An 18180-nucleotide genomic window follows, 5' to 3' on the forward strand; every position below is an offset into this window, starting at 1 on the left:
CCGACGGACGCGCCGCAGGGCGTACCGATAGGCAGATCGCCGCGTTCAGCGGGTCGCGTCGGAGCGGCGTAGCCAGGCGTGCGTCGCCGCGGTCAGCGCTTGGATTCCAGTGGGCAGGGCGAGCGCGGCGTAGGGCGCGAACTGCGGCGAGTGGTTGCCTGGTAGGCGGGCGATCCGGGTGGCGGGATCCCCTGGGACGGAGCGCCATTGGGTCGGCCCGATCACGCCGAGCATCCAATACCCCGTCGGGACTCCCTCGGAGGTGTAGTGCGGGAAGTCCTCGGTGGCCAATGACGGCGGCCAGTCGGCCACGCGCGCGCTGCCGAACGTCTGCCGGTGCGCGTCGCGCAGGCGGGTGGTGACCGCGGGGTCGGGCGTGTTGGACGGGGACTGGGCGACGACGCGTATGCGGGGTTCGCTGGGGGACTCGGCGGCCGCGCAGGCGGCGCGGGTGATCCGCTCGACCGCTTCGCGCATGCGGGTCAGGGCCGCCGGCGAATACGCCCGCATGGTGACTCCGAGGGTGGCGCTGTGCGCGATGACGTTGGGGCTGGTGCCGGCCGTCAGCTGTCCGACGGTGAGCCCGGCGGGTTCGGTGGGGTCGGTGTGCTGTGCGCGGACGGTCTGCAGCTGCATCACGATCAGCGCGGCGGTGACGACGGGGTCGTCGCAATGGCGCGGGGTGGCGGTGTGACCACCTCGGCCGGAGATCGTGATCTCCAAGGTGATGGAACTCGCCGTCATCAATGGGCCGTGGGCCACCATGCCGGCCGGCAGCGGCGCGCAGTGCTGGGCGAGGGCGACGTCGGGACGGCCCCACCGGGTGTACAGCCCGTCGTCGAGCATGGCCGTCGCGCCGTGCAGCGTCTCCTCGGCTGGCTGGCCGACCGCCAGCACCGTGCCGCGCCACCCGTCCCGGTCGTCGGACAGTACGCGGGCGGCTCCTGCCAGGCACGCCAGGTGTAGGTCATGGCCGCACGCGTGCATCACCGGGACCGCGTCGCCCCGAGGGCCGGGGGCGACGGCAGTGCTGGCATAGGGCAGCCCCGTCTGCTCGGCTACGGCAAGCGCGTCGAGTTCGGCGCGGAGCAACACCGTCGGGCCGTCGCCGTTGGTGAGCCGGCCGACGACGCCATGCCCGCCGACGCCGGTGGTCACGGCGAAGCCCGCGTGCCGCAGCCCGTCGGCGAAGGCCGCGGCGGTGCGCTCCTCCGCGCCCGACAGTTCGGGATTGGCGTGCAGCTGCCGGTACAGCTCGAGCGCCTCGCGCAGCGTTTCGGCGGGCACGGCCGGCGCGGACTGCACGACATCCTGCATGGGCGCAGTCTGGCAGGCCGCGCTCACAGATCGCTGACATCGGGTGTCGCCGCAGTGAGGCCGGTTCGTGACGGCCTGCGGGTGAACTGAGGACGCCTGGAAATCCTGGGCTCCCCCCGATAAGGCGGAATGACACAAGGAGTACGCCATGAACGGTCAGACGGACCTCGACGCCATCGCGCAGGAGATTCTGGCGCTGGAGTCGGAGACGTTCGCGATCTCGGACTACACCGATGTCACGGAGGCGGTGCTCGCCTCGACGTCGTGTTCGGCGACCACCTCGTGCTGCAGCAGCACCACCTCGAGCACCAGCTCGGCCTCGTCCACCTCCTGCTGCGGCTGACCTGAGCTCGCACCAACCGTCCAGCTACCTCAAGGAGTACGCCATGAGCGGTCAGACGGACCTCGACGCCATCGCGCAGGAGATTCTGGCGCTGGAGTCGGAGACGTTCGCGATCTCGGACTACACCGATGTGACGGAGGCGGTGCTCGCCTCGACGTCGTGTTCGGCGACCACCTCGTGCTGCAGCAGCACCACCTCGAGCACGAGCAGCCAGTCCTCGACGTCCTGCTGCGGCTGATTCAGCACGGTACGCGGTGGCCCCGCCGGTGGCTCCGGCGGCGGCCACCGCTCTGGCGAACCGGGCGAGCGGACGCGGTGAGCGGGTAGACGGTTCTGCGTACTTGACCGTTGATCACGTTGTTAAGAGTATGAAAAACATGAATAGCTCGATCACTGTGCGTGAGGCGGCCCGCAACAGCGACGCCTTTCTCGTGCGGCTGTGGAAGCTACCCGGAAACGGCGTCGCGAGTGTGGACAAGACCTGTTCGCCTCCTGTCGAGCGCTATGGCAAGACGATGCCGACGGGTATCTGCGTCCGTTGCTGTGCTGGGTCTGGCCTGGGCCGAAGCGCCTTGACTGCGGCGTCGCGGCACGACCGAAGAGCGCGGTGGTGACAGTGGCCGCATGGTTGTGCCAGCGCGGTGCACTGTCCAGTCGGCGGACCGTGGAAAGACGATTCACGGGGATCTCCAACGCCTATTCGGGGCGTTGGAGGAATCCAATTTCGCTGAATTGCCGAGGCTTCGGCCCGCGCGGCGGCCATCGATGATCTTCCGGGTGCTGGGACCGCTGGCGCTTGCCCATGGACCGGACTCGGTGGTGTTGCCGCCCTCTCGAGTCGCCAGCATGCTCGCGGCCCTGCTGCTGCGGCCCAACGAGATCGTCCCGGTGCCCGCGCTTCAGGAGGCGATCTGGGGAGACGACCAGCCGGCTGCGGCCAAGTCCGCACTCCAGACCTGCGCGATGCGGCTGCGCCAGCTGTTCGTCCGGCACGCGATCATCGCGTCGGCCATCGAGACCGTGCCCGGTGGCTACCGGTTCTGCGCGACCGAGGAAACCCTGGACCTGGTCCGATTCCGGGAGATGGCGTCGGCCGCGCAGGCCGAGCCGCAGTCCGACCGGCAGCTGGTGCTGTTGGAGGGAGCCCTGGCCCTCTGGCGTGGCCCGTTGCTGGCCAACGTGCCGTCAGCGAGCCTGCATCGCGACGCGGTGCCCCGGCTCAACGAGGAGCGGCTGCGGGTTCTCGAACGGCTTTGCGAGCTGAAGATCCAGCTCGGCCTGGCACCGTCGGCGCTGGTGCAGCTGTGGGAGGCGACCCGAGCCTATCCGGGTAATGAACGACTGGCCGAACTGCTCATCGAGGCGCTCTACCGGACCGGTCGCCAGCCCGAGGCGCTGGCCGAGCACCGGAGAGTGAAGCGGTTCCTCGCCGAGGAACTCGGCGTGGATTTGGGGCCGCGGTTACGCCGGCTGGAACTCAGCATCCTCAACGGCGAGGAACGTGGTGACCTCGACAAGACCGTTGGCGCCGACGCGGCACCGGCCGATCGAAGCCCGCGGGTCGACTCGCCGCAAGGTTTCGTCGGTCGTGCGGGCATCGTCGACAGCGTCAGCGCGTACCTGCGCGACGGTGCCGGCGTCGTGGTGCTGACCGGGCTGCCCGGGGTCGGCAAGACCGCGTTGGCCCGGCGGGTCGCCGGTGGGATGGACGACGAGTTCCCGGCGGGGCAGCTGCTGGTGCCCATGCGCGGCGCCGACGCGACGCCGTTGGACGCGGCCAGACTGGCCGACCGGCTCGCGCGCTGGCCACGCGGCGCCACGACGCGACGCGGCCTGTTGATCCTCGACGACGTGGACGACGTGCCGCAGGTCCTGGCCGGTGCGCACCTCTGGGCGCCCGGCGACGCGGTCCTGCTCACCAGCCAGTTCAGCCTGGCCGGGGTGGTCGCCAGGTTCGGCGGGCGGATCGAACGCGTCGGCGGTCTCAGCCCGGCCGAGTCCGTGGCGTTGCTGGCCACGCTCATCGGGGGAGAACGCGCCGATGCGGAGCCGGCCGCGGTCGCGGCGCTGGCCGAGCTGTGCGGCCATCTACCGCTGGCGTTGCGTGTCGCCGCCGCGCGGCTGATGACCAGGGACACCGGCATCGCCGAGTTCGTCGCCTGGGTACGCGAGAACCCGATCAGCCGGCTGACCCTGCCGGGCGACCCGGACATGGCGCTGCACGGCCGCCTGGAAACCGCGGTGAACCGGCTGCCACCACCGTTGGCCGACGCCGTGCTGCGGCTGCACGAGCTGGACCGGCTCGACCCGCGCACGGTGGCCGAGCGACTGGCGATCACCCCGGACGCCGCCGAGGCGATCCTCGACCAGCTCGCCGACGCAAGCCTGCTCGACGCGTACGCCGGTCAATACCGGATGCGTGATCTGTTGCGCCTCTACTCGCGTGGCGCGCTGGACGGAAGGCGGCCGACCGGCGTCACGACCACCCTTCGGCCGCCGGAACGGAGCTCTGATGAGGAACGCGTTTGACTCGGTCGCCGCCACCCGGCCACGGATCCGCCGGGACGTGCTGTTCACCGCCGCCTACGACGGCGTACTGTTCCACAACTCATCAGGCGGCTTCAAAATCAGCGCTGCCAGTGGATACCGACTCGCCACGCTGATCGTCCCGCTGCTCGACGGGCGCCGAACCGTCGCGGAGATCTGCGCGAAGCTGCCGGACCCGCAGCGTGCCATGGTCGGCGAGCTGGTCGGCGCGCTGCTGCAGCGGGACTTCGCGCGCGACGTCCCAGCCGATGAGGTGGACCCCGCCGAGTTGCTCGGCGCCGCGGTGGCCAAACAGTTCGCCAGCCAGCTCGGCTACCTCGACCACTACGCCAGCGGTGCACCGCGGCGATTCGCCGCCTTCCGCGACAGCACGGCAGCGGTCATCGGCAGCGGCCCGGTCGCGAGCACCTGTGCGCTGAGCCTGATCCGCAACGGCATGGCCCGGGTCGCCCTCGTCGGTGACAGCGACGGCGCAGCCGAGGCCGAGGCCGCCGAGCTGTCCGCAGGCGGCGTACCGGCAGCCGTGGTCGGCATCCACCCCGCGGACGGTGAGCCCACCTGGGCCGACCTCGAGGGCATCGACGTCGTCCTCCTCGCCGACGACGGCTCCGCGCGCCGTGCGCACGCCCTGTTGTCGGCCGGAATCCCGGCGGGCCGCACGGTCGTGCCCATGTGGATGTTCGGTTCGCGGGCGATCATCGGCCCGGCGTGCGGCGCCGGCCGCACCGGATGCTGGTACTGCGCGATGCTCCGGTTGACGAGCAACGACTCCGGCACGGCGGCGGCCGAGATCTGGCGTGGCATCGCCGTGCCGGCGACGTCGCCGGCCATCACGGGCCCGCAGGGGCCGCCGGCGGCGATGATCGGCAACCTGCTGGCGTTCGAGGCGTTCCGGCTGCTCACCGGCGCGTTGCCCGCCGAGACCGACGGCAAGGTGATCATCCAGGAACTGGAGTCCCTCGACGTGGTCAGCGAACGACTGCTGCCGCATCCCGCCTGCGTGTACTGCATCCACGAACCGCCGCAGCTCACGCCCGTGCCCCTCGACGTGGCTCCGGCGGATCAGGACGTCGATGCACAGGCCGCCGAGTTGTCGGCTCGCGACGGTCTGCTGCAACCCTCGGCTGGGGTGTTCCAGCGCTATCAGGACGAGGAGTGGGAGCAGACACCGGTCAAGATCGGCACAGTCCGGTTCACCGACCCGGCCGGTACGCCGCGGATGGTCAGCGCATTCGACGTTCATCACCTCGTCGGCGCGCGGACTCGGGCGCTGGCCGCGGCCGCGGTCGCCTACGCCGATCGATTGACCACGCGATCTGACGCGACCCCCGTCACCGGCCGTTCGCTGGTGGACGGAACCGCCGTCGAGGTGCCGCGCGCGCTCGTGGAGCCGTTCGGCTCGGCCAATGCCGATCGTCACGTCGAACCCAGCCGGGCCGGAGCTGGAGCCGGGTTCACCGCCGCCGCCGCGATCCGGGATGCGCTCGCCTCGGCGCTCGCGTTCACCGCGCTGCAGAACGCCATCGCCGGCACGGCGCCGCTGCTCGTACCGCTGGACACCCTCGGCGACGATGCTGAGCTGCGCTTCCTCGTGAAGTCCGCGGCCAACCTGGACGTCGCGGTGCAGCTGCTCGACCTCGGCTCGGCGACGCCCGGCGGTGCGTACACGTTGCTTGCCCGCTGCACGCAGGCGCACGGCGACGGGAGACTGTGGACACTCGCGACCGCGCCGTCCTGGCGAGACACGGCCGTCCGTGCCTTGTGCGACCTGGTCGGGCAGGTGCAGCTACGACAGCAGGCCGAGGCGGCGTCGATGACCGGCGACGACCCGATCCTCACCGACTTCGACGCCGACACCCTCGTCGTCGACGGCGAGGTGCCGGCGCGGCTCGACGCCCACGGCACCTGGCAAGCCGTCCTGGACCGGCTGGCGCAGACCGGCGCCGACGCGGTGGCCGTGCCGCTCGGCGGTGCGGATCTGCCGGCCGGCGGCCTGGTCGTGACGAGGGTGGCGCTGGTGGACAGAGTCCGCGGATGAGTTCGCCCGTTCTGGACCACGGCCGCCGGATCATCGCGGCGATGAGCGACCTGCTGCCCGCCGAGGACGCGGAATGCGCGGTGCACCCACTAGGCCTGCGTGACGAGCGCGCCGACGGGGTGATGCCGCCGGCCGCGTGGGTGCTGCTCTACGGCAGACATGCGCTGCTCGCGGGGCGCACCGGCTGCACCGGCTGCCTGGCCCGCCGATGGCAGGCGGTACGCCCGCCGGAGCTGCGCGAGGCGCTGGAGTCCGGTGGCCAGACGTCGACTGCCGGCGACTGGCCGTACGCCACGCCGTTCGTCACCGACGCGCTGCGGGCGCTGCGGGCTGCCACAGCCACCACGACCGCCGTCCACGACCTGGACGTTGAGACATTGCGAGTCGTCAGCGTGCCGCTGATCCCCGACGCGGACTGCCCGAACTGCGGCGGGGCTCCGCCGGACGCGCCCATCCCGCCTGAGCTGGGATCGATGCCCAAAAGCGCGCCGGACGCCTTTCGCGGCCGCGAGGTGGCGAGCTATCCGCTGGACCCGGCGGCTCTGGTCAACCCGGTGTGCGGCCCGCTCGGCGCGGCGTTGTGGCCCGACCTGGCCTCGACCACGACCGCCCCGGTCCACGGGATCTTCCACCCCCGCGCGGCCGACCATCTCCGCGAGATGCTGTTCGGCGGACACGCCGACGGGTACGCCCGCAGCACCCGCCTGGGCCTGCTGGAGGGCTTGGAACGACACGCCGGCCTACGGCCCCGAGCCCGGCGTACCACCGTCGTGGCGACCCTGGACGAACTCGGCGCGGACGCGCTCGACCCACGGGACTGCGGAACCTACGACGACCGGTTCTACGAGCTCAACCCCCACATCAGACGGTTCACCGCCGATCGGCCCGTTCCGTGGGTGTGGGGATGGTCGTTGCGTGACGCACGGCCGGTCCTGGTCCCCGAAGTCGTCGCCTACTACCACTGCGCGCCGCTGGCCGAGCGGTTCGTGCAGGAGAACTCCAGCGGCTGTGCCTCTGGTGGCAGCCTGGTCGAAGCCGTCTACCACGGGCTGATGGAGGCCGTCGAACGCGACGCGTTCGTGCTGGCCTGGTACACCGCACGCGGCCTGCCCGAGATAGACCCCGCGACCAGCACCCGCGCCCGGACCAGGATCATGGTCGACCGCCTGGCCATGTACGGCTACCGGGCCCGGTTCTTCGACGCCCGGTGCACCTTCGACATCCCGGTCGTCACCGCGGTCGCCGAACGCGTCGACGGCGGCTTCGGCGCACTGGCCTTCGGCGGCGGCGCGAGCCTGGATCCGGAGACCGCGATGGCCGCCGCCCTATGCGAGATCGCGTCGGACGCGCCCATGGCCGGTGCCCGCGCCATTACCGACGAGCACCGGCTGCGGGAGATGGTCGACGACTACGACAAGGTGTGGCGCTTGCACGACCACCCGCTCCTGTACGCGCTGCCGCGGATGCGCCGTCACGCCGCTTTCCTGCTCGACGGCGGCGACCCGCCGCGGCCGATGCGCGAGATCTACGCCGATCCGAGGCCGGCCCCGCCGCTGGCCGATGACCTGCACGAGGACCTCGAGCGATGTGTGCGGGCCGTCACCGGCTCCGGCTTCGACGTGATCGTCGTCGACCAGACGACGCCCGAGCAGCGCCGTCTCGGCCTGCACACCGCCTGCGTGCTGGTGCCCGGACTGCTGCCGATCGACTTCGGCTGGAGCCGCCAGCGCGCCCTGACCATGCCCCGGCTGCGCAACGCCCATCGGCTCGCCGGGCTGACCGAACACGACCTCAGCGACGACGACATCCACCCCGTCCCGCACCCCTACCCGTGAGGTGAGGCGATGACCACTAGCAACGACGGTTACGCATACCAGTACGCGACCATGGTGCTGCGCCGTAACCGCGTACCCATGGAGCCGGTCGGGTTCGAGCCGAACTGGCCCGACAAGCCGAGGCCGACCAAGCATTACCCGGGCGCCCTGGCCATTCCGCTCCCGGATGCGCCACCGCCAGCCTCCGCCACCGTCGACGCCGGCCTCGATCCGGACCCGGCGGATGATCCGTTCACCCTGCCGGTGCTGGGCGCGATGCTGCGTGACTCGTACGGCCTGCTCGGCCGCCGCCTGGCGATCCAGGCCAACACCGACGTGCACGGCTACCCCTGGTACGCCCGCGCCAACTGGCATCGGGGCACCGCGTCCGGAGGCGGGCTCTATCCGTGCAGCATCTATTGGATCGCCGGGCCGGGCGCCGGTCCGTGCCCCGGCATCTACCACTACGGCTGCCGGCCGCACGCCATGCAGCGGCTGCTCGCCGGCGACGTCACCCCGGCGGTGCGGGCCGCCCTGGGCGACGCGACCGACGCCACCCAGTTCCTCGTCGTGGGGGTCAAGTACTGGGCGAACGCGTTCAAATACAACAGCTTCGCGTACCACGCGGTGTCGATGGACGTCGGGACGCTGCTGCAGACCTGGCGGATGTGGGCGGCCAGCGACGGCCGGCGCATCGAACCACGGTTCTGGTTCGACCAGGCCGCCCTCGGCCGTCTGCTCGGCCTGCCGGCCGACGAGGAAGGCCTGTTCGCCGTGGTGCCGCTGACCTGGGCGCCCACCCGTGGCAGCACGATCCGGCCTGCTGCGGCGGTGCCCGGCACAGTCGCGGTGCACCGGCGTGACCAGGAGAAGTCTCGGGTGGTGCATAGCTTCGAAGCGACCGAGCGCCTGCACCGCGAGACCGCGCTGGCCGCTCCGGATCGGCCCGTTCCCGGGGCGCTGGCCGCCGCGGCGGCTACTGCGGCACCCGATGGCGACCGGGTTCCGTTGCCTCCGCCGAGCCCGCTGAACACCCCGATCCGTACCGCGCTGCGTCGGCGCCGCAGCAGCTTCGGCCGGTTCGACGCCACCGTGCCGATGACGCAAGCGGATCTCGCCGCTCTGCTCACCGCCGCGTCGGCCGGGCAGCCGCCGACCGAGTCGGCGGCCGAGGGCGACGGGCGGCTCGCCAAGTTCTACCTGTTCGCCAACCATGTGCAGGGCCTGTCGGCGGGCAGCTACGAGTACGACCCGGCGGGGCACGGGCTGCGGCCGGTGCAGCTGGGGCCGCAGGGCGCGTTCCTGCAGCGCAACTACTTCCTGCCGAACTACAACCTGGAGCAAGCGGCGGTCGTGCTGGTGCCCACGATCCGCGCCGGCGCGGTCCTCGACGAGGTCGGCGCGCGCGGCTACAACGTCGTCAACGCCACGATCGGCGCGATCGCGCAGACCTGCTACACCGCCGCGGCGTCGCTGGATCTCGGCTGCGGCGTCGCGCTCGGCTTTGACGGCGTGTCCTACCTGGAGCAACTCGGCTTGACCGGCACGGACGAGATGCCGCTGCTCATCATGCTCGCCGGGCACGAGCGGGCGCAGGGCAGCGACTACCGGTACGAGCTGCGGTGAGGCGGCGATGACGATCCTGCACGACGCCACCGCCCTGGCCGTGCCGCCGGCCCGCCGGCTCGGCCGGTACTTCGCGGTCCGTGTCGGCGGCCTGCCCTACGCCACCGTGTCGGTCCTGGCCTGCCCGCGTGCGGCTGGGCACGCGCAGGCACTGCTCGATCTGGAGACCGAGCTGTCCGACCTGGCCGAGCCGCTCGGGGACCTGTTGCACCAGATCATCGGCGCGGACGACGACAACCTGTCCCGGCGGCGGCTGCTGGCACTGCGCCGGCAGGTGTTCCACGGGACCATGCCCACGGACCCGCAGGCCGCGCTCGCTGCTGTCACCGCCTATCCCGACGCGATCGGCCCCGTGCGTGAGTGGCTGGCTCGGCGCGGGCAGGCCGATGTCGAGCTGCGTGAGCTGGGCACCGTGCTGGCGGACGAGGTGGCTGCCGCGCGCGCCGGGCTGTGGCGGCTGTCCGGCGACCCGCGGCTGCGGGCGGGCATCCAGATCGCCTCGCCTGCGCTGGACGAGCAGTTGGTGGCGTTGGCCGGCCGCGACGGTGCGCCGCCGCCGGCCAAGAAACTGCGCCGCGTCGAACGCTCGATCGTGTCCTACCTCTACCGGGCCGCCTGCAAGACCAGCCCGTTCAGCTCGTTCACCGCGGTCGGGGCGGGCGTCTTCGACGACACGGCGATTGGGCCGGAGCCGTCGGTCGCGACGTCGCCGCGGTCGTACGCCCGGCTCAACGTCGTGGCGCTGGCCAGGATCGTGGACGCGGTCTGCGCCGATCCGGGCCGCCGGGGCGACCTGCCGGTGGTGCTGAGCCCCGGCCTCCGGCAGGATCCCGGCCGCGTGCGCTACGTCCGGCATTGGGTCACCACCGGCGACGACAGCGCCGCGGTCAGCTTCGACTCCATTCAGGACGGCCTCTTCTACCTGCGCCGGAGCGGCCTGCTCGACGCGCTGACCGCGTTGCTGACCGACGGCCACGCGGTGCGCTGCGCCGAGCTGTCCGCCTGGCTGCAGGAACGGACCGCGGCCGGGCCGCAGCGCTGCGAGGAATACCTCTCCATCCTGTTGCGCCTGGGCATTCTGCAGCTCGCCGGGCTAGCCATCGACGTGCACGCCCCAGACCCGCTCACCCAGCTCCGCGACTTTCTCGCCGAGCTCCGCGAACCGTGGGCCGTCGACCTGGCCCATCGGCTCGCCGAGCCGATCGCGTTGCTGACCGAGTTTCGGGACGAGGATCTGGCCGGGCGTCGCCTGACCCTGCGCCGCCTGCGGGAGGCCCTGCGCGAAGTCCAGGCCGAGCTGGGTACGCAGGACGCGTCGCTGCCGCAGTCCCTCGTCTACGAGGACTGCCGGGTTCCCGGCGAGGCGGCGATGCCGGCCGGCTCCTGGCAGCGGCTGGCCGCGACGGACCTCGCCGCCGTCGAGGCCGTGCTGCCCACGTTCGACCTGACGCTGCCGCACCGGATCACGTTCCACGGGTTCTTCCTGGCGCGCTACGGCGCCGGTGGCCGTTGCGACGATCTGCTGCGGCTGGTGGAGGACTTCCACGAGGACTTGTACGACCAGTACGTGTCGAGCACCGCGGAGCTGCGGCGGTTCACCGAGGACGGGACGTACCGGCCGGAGGAGAACTGGCTCGGCCGGCCGGAGCTGGACCGGCTGGACCAGGCCCGGCAGGACCTGGTGGCGTACGTGCGGGGGGCTGTGCAGGCCGACGCCGGGGCGGCGGAGATCCGGCTGGACCCGGCACGGCTGCACACGATCGGCGGTGGACTGCGGGACCTGTTCGGCGGATTCCGGCCGCAGTCCCACCTCGTCCAGCTGGCTCAGGGCCCCGACGGCCCGCTGGTCGTACTCAACCAGTCGCTGGGCGGGCTGTCGTTCCCGTTCAGCCGATTCACCCACTGCTTCGACGACGCCACACCGCCGCTCTCGCCGCGCCTGCGTACGGCCGCCACGGAAGCGGCCCCGCCTGGCGCGGTGTTCGCCGAGGTGACCGGTGGCCCGGCGACCACCAACCTGAACCTGCACGCGCAGTTGACCGACTACGTCATCGTCTGCCCGGGAGACAGCAGCATCGTCCCGCCGGCGGCCCGTCTGCCCCTCGACGACCTCTACCTGTGCCACGACATCGGCGCCGACCGGGTCGTGCTGCGCTCGCGTCGGCTCGACCGGGAGGTGATCCCGGTGTACCTGGGCTATCTCGTCCCGATGGCGTTGCCGCAGCTGCACCGCACACTTCTGTTGCTGTCGCCGACGTCGCTGGCCCCGCTCGACATCTGGCGCGGGGTGCCCGCGACGCCGGATGCCGACGGCGTCACCCGGCGTCCGCGAGTCCGCGCCGGCGAGGTGGTGCTCAGCCGCCGCAGCTGGTCGGTGGACGCGTCCGCACTGCCGGTACGCCGTGACGGCGACACCGACGCCGACTGGTTCCTGGGCTGGCAGCGGTGGCGGCGCGCGTACGGCCTGCCGGCCGAGATGTTCGCGACCGTCCATCCGGCCGGGAGCCGGGCCGGGCAGCGCCCCAAGCCGCAGTATGTCGACTGCTCGGCCTACCTGTCGCTGGTGGCCCTGGAAGCGCTGATCGGCGGCGGCGCCGGCCGTGTCGTGTTCCGCGAGATGCTGCCGGGCGGCGGCGACCTCCACAGCGCCGGCGGGCACGTCACCGAGTACGTCATCGAGACCTTCCCGATCGCCCCCACCTCCGGAGCCGACCGTGACTGAACAGCCTTCCGCCGATGCCGGGTCGTGGCTCGGCATCCACATCTTCTACGGCGCCAACGCCCGTCGCATGGTGGTCGACTGCATCCGGCCGCTCGTCGACGAGCTGACGGCGCAGGGCCTGCTGGATAGCTACTTCTTCCTGAACTACTGGATGGAGGGGCCGCATGTGCGCTTGCGGCTCAAACCCAGCTCAGCCGCGGCCGAGCCCGCGGTACGCGCTGCCGCCGAAACGGCCGTGCAGCGATTCCTGACCGCCCGGCCGGCCTTGTACGAAATGGACGGTGGCTTCCGCGGGGAGCTGCACGACATGCTCTTCAAACTGGAGTATCCGCAGGGCGGGCCGGAGACGTTGCTGGGCGCGGACGGGCGGCCCACCATGCAGCCCAACAACTCCTTCGCCTACCGCCCCTATGAGCCCGAGTACGGCAAGTACGGCGGTGTGAGCGGCGTCGAGCTGGCAGAGTGGCACTTCCAGTACTCCAGCGACGTGGTCATCGACATGGTCGCCACGATGAACCTGCATCTGCGGCCGGTGACGCTGGGCTCCGCGGCCCAGCTGATGGTCGTCACCGCGGCCACGTTCCTGCCCGGCCGGGACGACCTGGTCGCGTTCTTCGATTCCTACCACGACTTCTGGCATCAGGCGTTCGGCGGCACCGGTTTCGTCGACGACATCGACTACGAGCGCATGTACGACCGGATGTCCGGCGAGTTGGGTCGTCGCTTCGAGCCGATCCTCGCCGCGTTGGAATGCGGCGAGCTGCACCGGCTGCCGGAGTTCTTGCGAGGCTGGGCGGTGCATGTCGCGCAGTTACGCGACCGCGTGGGGGAGCTGGCGGTGGCAGGCGAGCTGACGTTCGCCTTCCCCGAGGGCGCGCCACCGGTCACCGTCACCGACCCGCACGCGGCCAAAGTCCGGCTGCTGTCGCCGTACGTGCACATGACCAACAACCGGCTGTACGTGACGCTGCGGGACGAGGCGTACCTGGCGTACCTGGTCGGCAGGTCGCTGCGGGAGACGGCGGCGGCGCGGTGACCGCGACGGAGCCGCCGAAGACCCAGCAGCCGCGCGTACGACCGGATTTGCTGATCTCGCGGGAGCTGGGCCGCGGACCGGACCGGATCCACCTGCTGAAGGCGCCTGGCGGCGCGACGTTCGAGGTGTCGCCCAAGGAGCGGTTCGTGATCAGCCGGCTGAACGGGTTGCTGAGCATGACGGAGATCGGCGATCAGTACGCGGCGCGGTTCGCCCGGCGGCTCGGCCCGGCCCAATGGTCGCAGCTGTTGTGGGCGCTGGGCCAGCGAGAGCTGCTGGACACCGGCGGCTCACTAGCGGCGCCGGTCAGGCAGCGGCCCGCCCTGCGGCGGCTGGCCGAGGCGAGCAGGTGGATCTTCACCGGTCCGACCGGCGTGGTCCTGGCCGCCGGGCTGCTGACGATGTACGCCTGCCTGGCACCCGCCGTCCCGCGACTGTGGCGCGACGCGACCGGAGCGTTCGGCGACTGGCGGTCGATGCTGATGATCGGCGCGGTGACCTACCTCAGCGCGATGCTGCACGAGTTGGCGCATGCGGTCGCGGCGACCCGGTTCGGCTGCGCCGCGGTGCGGATCAACCTGGTGGCGTTGAGCTGCAAGGCCGAGGACTATCCGTTCCTGCCTTCGCGCGGACAGCAGGTCGTCGTGGCGGCGGCCGGGGGCGTGCTCAACAGCGTGCTGGTGGTGCCGTTCGCGGTGGTGTGGCCGTTGCTGCCGCCGGGTTCGGCCGGGCGCTCGTTCGCTGCCGCGGCGGTGCTCTGCGGCGCGGTGCAGAGCCTGGTCAACTTCGTGCCGGTGGCTCCGCTGGACGGCTACAAGATGCTCAGCCACCTGCTCGGCCTGGTGTCGCTCGGCCCGGAGAGCCGCCGCTACCTCTGGTCGCGCCCGCGTAAGTGGCTGACCGGGCGTGGTCTGCCCTACCCCCGATCCGCCCGGATCGCGCTCGGGCTGTACGGCCTGGCCTGGCACACGGCGACGGCAGCAGCCGCGACCTTCGTCGTGTACGCCGCCGGGAGCCTGCTGGCGCCGTTCCTGGGCCTGGCCGCGTACGCCGGGTCGGCCGCGGTCGTCGTGCTCACGCTCACCCTGTGGCTCACCGCCCGGCCGCCGCGCCCGGTGCGAGCCGGATCGACCCAACAACCAGCTATGTGAGAGGCGAGGAGATGCCAGCAACCGCAGAACCAGCGATCGAGGTCGTCGGGCTCGGCAAGGCGTACGGGAAGGTGCGTGCCGTCGACGATGTGTCGCTCACCGTCCCGCGCGGGGAGTTCATCGGCCTGCTCGGGCCCAACGGCGCGGGCAAGACCACCCTCATCGAGATCGTCGAGGGGCTTCGGGTGCCGGATACCGGCACCGTGACCGTGCTGGGTCACCGCCCACACCCGCGCAACCTGGCGCTGTTGCCGCTCATCGGCGTACAGACGCAGCAGTCGGCGTTCTTTCCGCACCTGACCGCCCGCGAACACGTCGAGACGGTCGCCGCGTTCTACGGCCGCGGCCGCGCCGACGCCGAGCGAGCGTTGGCACAGGTGGGCCTGACGGATTCGGCCGACGCACGGGTGGCGAAGGTGTCCGGCGGCCAACGCCAGCGGCTGGCCGTCGCTTCGGCGCTGGTGCACCAGCCCGAAGTGATCTTCCTGGACGAGCCGACCGGCGCGCTGGACCCGCAGGCGCGCCGCGACCTGTGGTCGATGCTGCGCGAGCTGAAGGGCGAGGGCAAGACCATCGTCTACACGACCCACCATCTGGAGGAGGCCGAGGCGCTGTGCGACCGGGTGGCCATCCTGCACCAGGGGAGGGTCGTGGCGCTGGACTCGCCGCGTGACCTGATCAATCGGGCCGAGCTGGGCAGCCAGGTACTGGTGCCGGCGGGACGGATCGCACCGGAGCTGGCCGGCCGGCTCGACGGCGTGGACGCGGTCACCGTCGAAGACGGCACCGTGACCCTGCACACCCAGCAGCTGACCCGGGTGTTGGCGGCGCTGGGCGCCAGCACCGAACTCGACGGCGTGCAGACCCGGGCGGCCACGCTCGAGGACGTCTACCTGGACCTGATCGGAGCGCAATCATGACCGTCTTCGCCGCCCTGACCCGGGCCTCGATCAAGGCGAACACCCGCGACGCGGTGACGATCTTCTTCACCTTCGCGTTCCCCCTGGTGTTCCTCGTCATCTTCGGCCTCATCTTCCGGGGCCAGAAGGTAGTGGAGACCGGCAACGGCTACATCGACTTCATCGCCCCCGGTCTGCTGTCGTGGGGCCTGGCCAACGCGGCGTCGTTCGGGGTCTCGTTCACGTTGATGCAATGGCGCCGCGACGACCTGCTGCGCCTGATCCGGCTCACCCCGGCCCGGCTGTCCGAGGTGGTGCTGTCGCGACTGGTCATCGCCGCCATCATCGGCCTGGCTCAGTGTCTGCTGTTCATCGGTGTGGCCACCATCCCGCTGTTCGGCATGCACGTCTCGGGCCGCTGGCCGCTGGCGTTGCCGATGATGCTGTTGGGGGTCACCACCTTCCTGGGGCTCGGCCTGATCATCGGGGCGGTCTCGAACACCCCGGAGGCGGTCAGCGCCATCGGCAACTGCGTCGTCATCCCGATGGCGTTCCTGTCCGGCTCGTTCATCCCCGTCGAGCTGATGCCCGAATGGCTGCGCACCGTGTCGAACGCGATGCCCATGCGCCATCTGCTCGACGGCCTGGTCTACGCGCTGGCCGGGGCCGGCGAGGCGCGGGACTACGGCATCGCCTGCCTGGTCCTGGCCGGGTTCACCATCGTGTTCACCGGCATAGGACTGCGGATGTTCCGGTGGAGCAACAACGTATGAGCGGCGCGCAGGCGACCGTGGCCGGGCCCGGCGCACCCCTGGGTGCGGCCGTGGCCCGGCTCCAGCTCGCACTCGACGAGCGCTGGTCGGCCCGCCCGCCGACGGCCATGGCAGCCCCGGCGGTGGTGGCTCTGGGCGCCGGCGACCTCAGGCACGTCGCCGACCCGGCGCGCCGCCACGCCAACGTGCATCTGTCCGCCGGCGCGGTGTACGTGGGGCCGTGGGGCGACGACGGCCGGGCCCCGGCGTGCGGGCATTGCTTCGGCATCCGCTGGCAGCGGCTGCGCGGCCGGACCGAACGCGACGCGCTGGAGATCGGCACCGGGGGAACATCGGTCGGCGACTGGCCTGACCTGATGCCGTACCACGTGGACGCGGTGTGGCAGCTGCTCACCATGCTCGCTGGGGGAGCGCCGCCCGTCGGGGCGTACCTCGATCCTGACAGCGACGGGCTGAGCCGGGTGACCGCACTGGATCTGGGCAGCCTGCGTACTTTCACCGTTCCGCTGCTGCCCGAGCCCCTGTGCCCCGGCTGCGGGACCGCGCCGGCCGACGGCCCGCCCGCTTTCGAACCGCTGCAGCCTCGCCCCAAGCCGGACCCCGCGCGCTACCGGCTGCACGAGGTACGCGACTACCGTCTGCCCACTGGTGCGCTGGTCAACCCGGCGTGCGGGGCCATTGGAGCCGGGGCGCTGATGGACCCGACCATGCCGACCACCGCCGCGGTCACCGGTGGTGTGTTCGTCCGCGGGTACGCCGGGTTGCTCGACGTCGCCTGGAGCGGCCATGCCAACTCCTACGCGGACAGCCTGCGGCTGGCGTACCTGGAAGGGCTGGAGCGCTACGCCGGGACACATCGGCGTCGCTTCGGCCCGCCGCTCGTGGCGGCGTACGCCGACGTCGCCGACCAAGCGCTGGACCCGGTCTCCTGCGGCGTCTACACCGCACAGACCTACGACACCGATCCGCTCGTGCAGCGCTTCGCCCCGGGCCGGCCGATTCCCTGGGTCTGGGGCCACGTCGTGCGTACCGGAGCGCCGATCCTGGTGCCCCGGCGGTTCTGTCACTACAGCTCGGGCGCGCCTGGGGACAACTTCGTGCTTTCCTCCTCCAGCGGCTGCGCCACCGGCGGCTGTCTGGAGGAGGCCGTCCTCTACGGGCTGCTGGAGCTCATCGAACGGGACGCGTTCGTGCTCGGCTGGTACGCCGGGAGCCGCCCGCCGCGTATCGACCTCGACTCGTGCGCCAGCACAGCGATCCGCACCATGGTCGACCGTGGCAGGCTGTCCGGCTACGACGTGCTGGCCTTCGACAGCCGGACGGACCTCACCGTGCCGGTGGTGACGACGCTGGCGGTACGCCGCGACGGCGGCCCCGGTCTGCTGGCGTTCGCGGCCGGAGCGCACCTCTCCCCGGAACGGGCGGTCGCCGCCGCCCTGTGCGAAACGCTGACCTACATTCCGGTGAAGGCGGGCACGACCCGGCGCAGACACGCCGAACTGGAGGCCATGGCCGAGGACTACTCGCTGGTCCAGACCGTGCACGACCACGCCGACCTGTTCGGGCTGCCGCGCATGCGCGAACACGCCGAGGACTACCTGGCCGAACGCCCGGCGGTGCCGATGGCCGAGTGCTACGGACCGCCCACGGCGGCCGCCCCCGACCTGAGTCAGGACCTGCAGGGCGTGCTCGACGAACTGTTCGCCCGAGGACTCGAGGTGATCGTCGTCGACCAGACCACGCCCGAGCAACTGGCCATGGGCCTGCGCACGGTGTGCACCATCGTGCCGGGCCTGCTGCCGATCGACTTCGGCTGGCGACGCCAGCGCGCCCTCACCATGCCCCGGCTGGGCGCGTACATCGAGGCCTCGGGCGGGACCGGACCCCGGCTGGTGCCCCATCCGTTTCCATAGA

General features: G+C 71.6%; 13 protein-coding genes. 12 read left to right on the top strand and 1 reads right to left on the bottom strand.

The annotated features are described in order from the left end of the window. Nucleotides 1-45 precede the first annotated feature (45 nt). Nucleotides 46-1317, bottom strand: a complete 1272-nt coding sequence (locus tag AB0M47_RS02260; protein WP_363406980.1) for an amidohydrolase — start codon at nucleotides 1315-1317, stop codon at nucleotides 46-48. 148 nt (nucleotides 1318-1465) lie between these two features. Between AB0M47_RS02260 and AB0M47_RS02265 the strand changes: the two genes are divergently transcribed. The 12 genes from AB0M47_RS02265 (at nucleotide 1466) to AB0M47_RS02320 (ending at nucleotide 18179) form a co-directional block, all read left to right on the top strand. Beyond that, nucleotides 1466-1660, top strand: coding sequence for a thiazolylpeptide-type bacteriocin (locus AB0M47_RS02265; RefSeq protein ID WP_253763345.1), 195 nt, complete (start codon nucleotides 1466-1468; stop codon nucleotides 1658-1660). A 43-nt stretch (nucleotides 1661-1703) separates the two neighbouring features. After that, on the top strand, nucleotides 1704-1898 hold the full coding sequence (locus AB0M47_RS02270) for a thiazolylpeptide-type bacteriocin (protein ID WP_363406983.1): 195 nt from the start codon (nucleotides 1704-1706) through the stop codon (nucleotides 1896-1898). Between the two features lie 539 nt (nucleotides 1899-2437). Next, on the top strand, nucleotides 2438-4189 hold the full coding sequence (locus tag AB0M47_RS02275; protein WP_363406986.1) for a BTAD domain-containing putative transcriptional regulator: 1752 nt from the start codon (nucleotides 2438-2440) through the stop codon (nucleotides 4187-4189). Next, entirely contained in the window at nucleotides 4173-6245 is a 2073-nt protein-coding gene (locus AB0M47_RS02280; RefSeq protein WP_363406989.1) for a TOMM precursor leader peptide-binding protein, read from the top strand. Before AB0M47_RS02275 ends, AB0M47_RS02280 begins: the two co-directional genes overlap by 17 nt. Then, nucleotides 6242-8080 carry a TOMM precursor leader peptide-binding protein gene (locus AB0M47_RS02285; protein ID WP_363406992.1) on the top strand — a complete coding sequence of 613 codons (1839 nt, stop codon included), beginning with the start codon at nucleotides 6242-6244 and terminating at the stop codon, nucleotides 8078-8080. Before AB0M47_RS02280 ends, AB0M47_RS02285 begins: the two co-directional genes overlap by 4 nt. Before the next feature lie 9 nt (nucleotides 8081-8089). Further along, nucleotides 8090-9685, top strand: coding sequence for a nitroreductase family protein (locus AB0M47_RS02290; protein WP_363406995.1), 1596 nt, complete (start codon nucleotides 8090-8092; stop codon nucleotides 9683-9685). A gap of 7 nt (nucleotides 9686-9692) precedes the next feature. Further along, a complete protein-coding gene (locus AB0M47_RS02295) occupies nucleotides 9693-12407 on the top strand; it encodes a lantibiotic dehydratase (protein ID WP_363406998.1) in 2715 nt (904 codons plus the stop codon). Further along, nucleotides 12400-13443 carry a lantibiotic dehydratase C-terminal domain-containing protein gene (locus AB0M47_RS02300; RefSeq protein WP_363407001.1) on the top strand — a complete coding sequence of 348 codons (1044 nt, stop codon included), beginning with the start codon at nucleotides 12400-12402 and terminating at the stop codon, nucleotides 13441-13443. Before AB0M47_RS02295 ends, AB0M47_RS02300 begins: the two co-directional genes overlap by 8 nt. Beyond that, nucleotides 13440-14594: a peptidase M50 gene (locus AB0M47_RS02305; RefSeq protein WP_363407004.1), complete on the top strand. Its 1155-nt coding sequence runs from the start codon at nucleotides 13440-13442 to the stop codon at nucleotides 14592-14594. Before AB0M47_RS02300 ends, AB0M47_RS02305 begins: the two co-directional genes overlap by 4 nt. Next, a complete protein-coding gene (locus AB0M47_RS02310) occupies nucleotides 14591-15514 on the top strand; it encodes an ABC transporter ATP-binding protein (RefSeq protein ID WP_363407007.1) in 924 nt (307 codons plus the stop codon). The genes AB0M47_RS02305 and AB0M47_RS02310 overlap by 4 nt, the downstream gene beginning before the upstream one ends. Then, a complete protein-coding gene (locus tag AB0M47_RS02315; RefSeq protein WP_253763355.1) occupies nucleotides 15511-16266 on the top strand; it encodes an ABC transporter permease in 756 nt (251 codons plus the stop codon). The genes AB0M47_RS02310 and AB0M47_RS02315 overlap by 4 nt, the downstream gene beginning before the upstream one ends. Then, a complete protein-coding gene (locus AB0M47_RS02320; RefSeq protein ID WP_363407011.1) occupies nucleotides 16248-18179 on the top strand; it encodes a TOMM precursor leader peptide-binding protein in 1932 nt (643 codons plus the stop codon). Before AB0M47_RS02315 ends, AB0M47_RS02320 begins: the two co-directional genes overlap by 19 nt. The last annotated feature ends 1 nt before the right edge of the window (nucleotide 18180 follow it).

It is taken from the genome of Hamadaea sp. NPDC051192, assembly GCF_040682475.1.
GTDB lineage: Bacteria > Actinomycetota > Actinomycetes > Mycobacteriales > Micromonosporaceae > Hamadaea > Hamadaea flava.

Excerpts from the sequence above, each read along its gene's own strand:
- AB0M47_RS02270 (WP_363406983.1), top strand. The coding sequence starts at position 1,704 with ATGAGCGGTCAGACGGACCTCGACGCCATCGCGCAGGAGATTCTGGCG.
- AB0M47_RS02285 (WP_363406992.1), top strand. The coding sequence starts at position 6,242 with ATGAGTTCGCCCGTTCTGGACCACGGCCGCCGGATCATCGCGGCGATG.
- AB0M47_RS02315 (WP_253763355.1), top strand. The coding sequence starts at position 15,511 with ATGACCGTCTTCGCCGCCCTGACCCGGGCCTCGATCAAGGCGAACACC.
- AB0M47_RS02260 (WP_363406980.1), bottom strand. The coding sequence starts at position 1,317 with ATGCAGGATGTCGTGCAGTCCGCGCCGGCCGTGCCCGCCGAAACGCTG.
- AB0M47_RS02265 (WP_253763345.1), top strand. The coding sequence starts at position 1,466 with ATGAACGGTCAGACGGACCTCGACGCCATCGCGCAGGAGATTCTGGCG.
- AB0M47_RS02295 (WP_363406998.1), top strand. The coding sequence starts at position 9,693 with ATGACGATCCTGCACGACGCCACCGCCCTGGCCGTGCCGCCGGCCCGC.
- AB0M47_RS02290 (WP_363406995.1), top strand. The coding sequence starts at position 8,090 with ATGACCACTAGCAACGACGGTTACGCATACCAGTACGCGACCATGGTG.
- AB0M47_RS02280 (WP_363406989.1), top strand. The coding sequence starts at position 4,173 with ATGAGGAACGCGTTTGACTCGGTCGCCGCCACCCGGCCACGGATCCGC.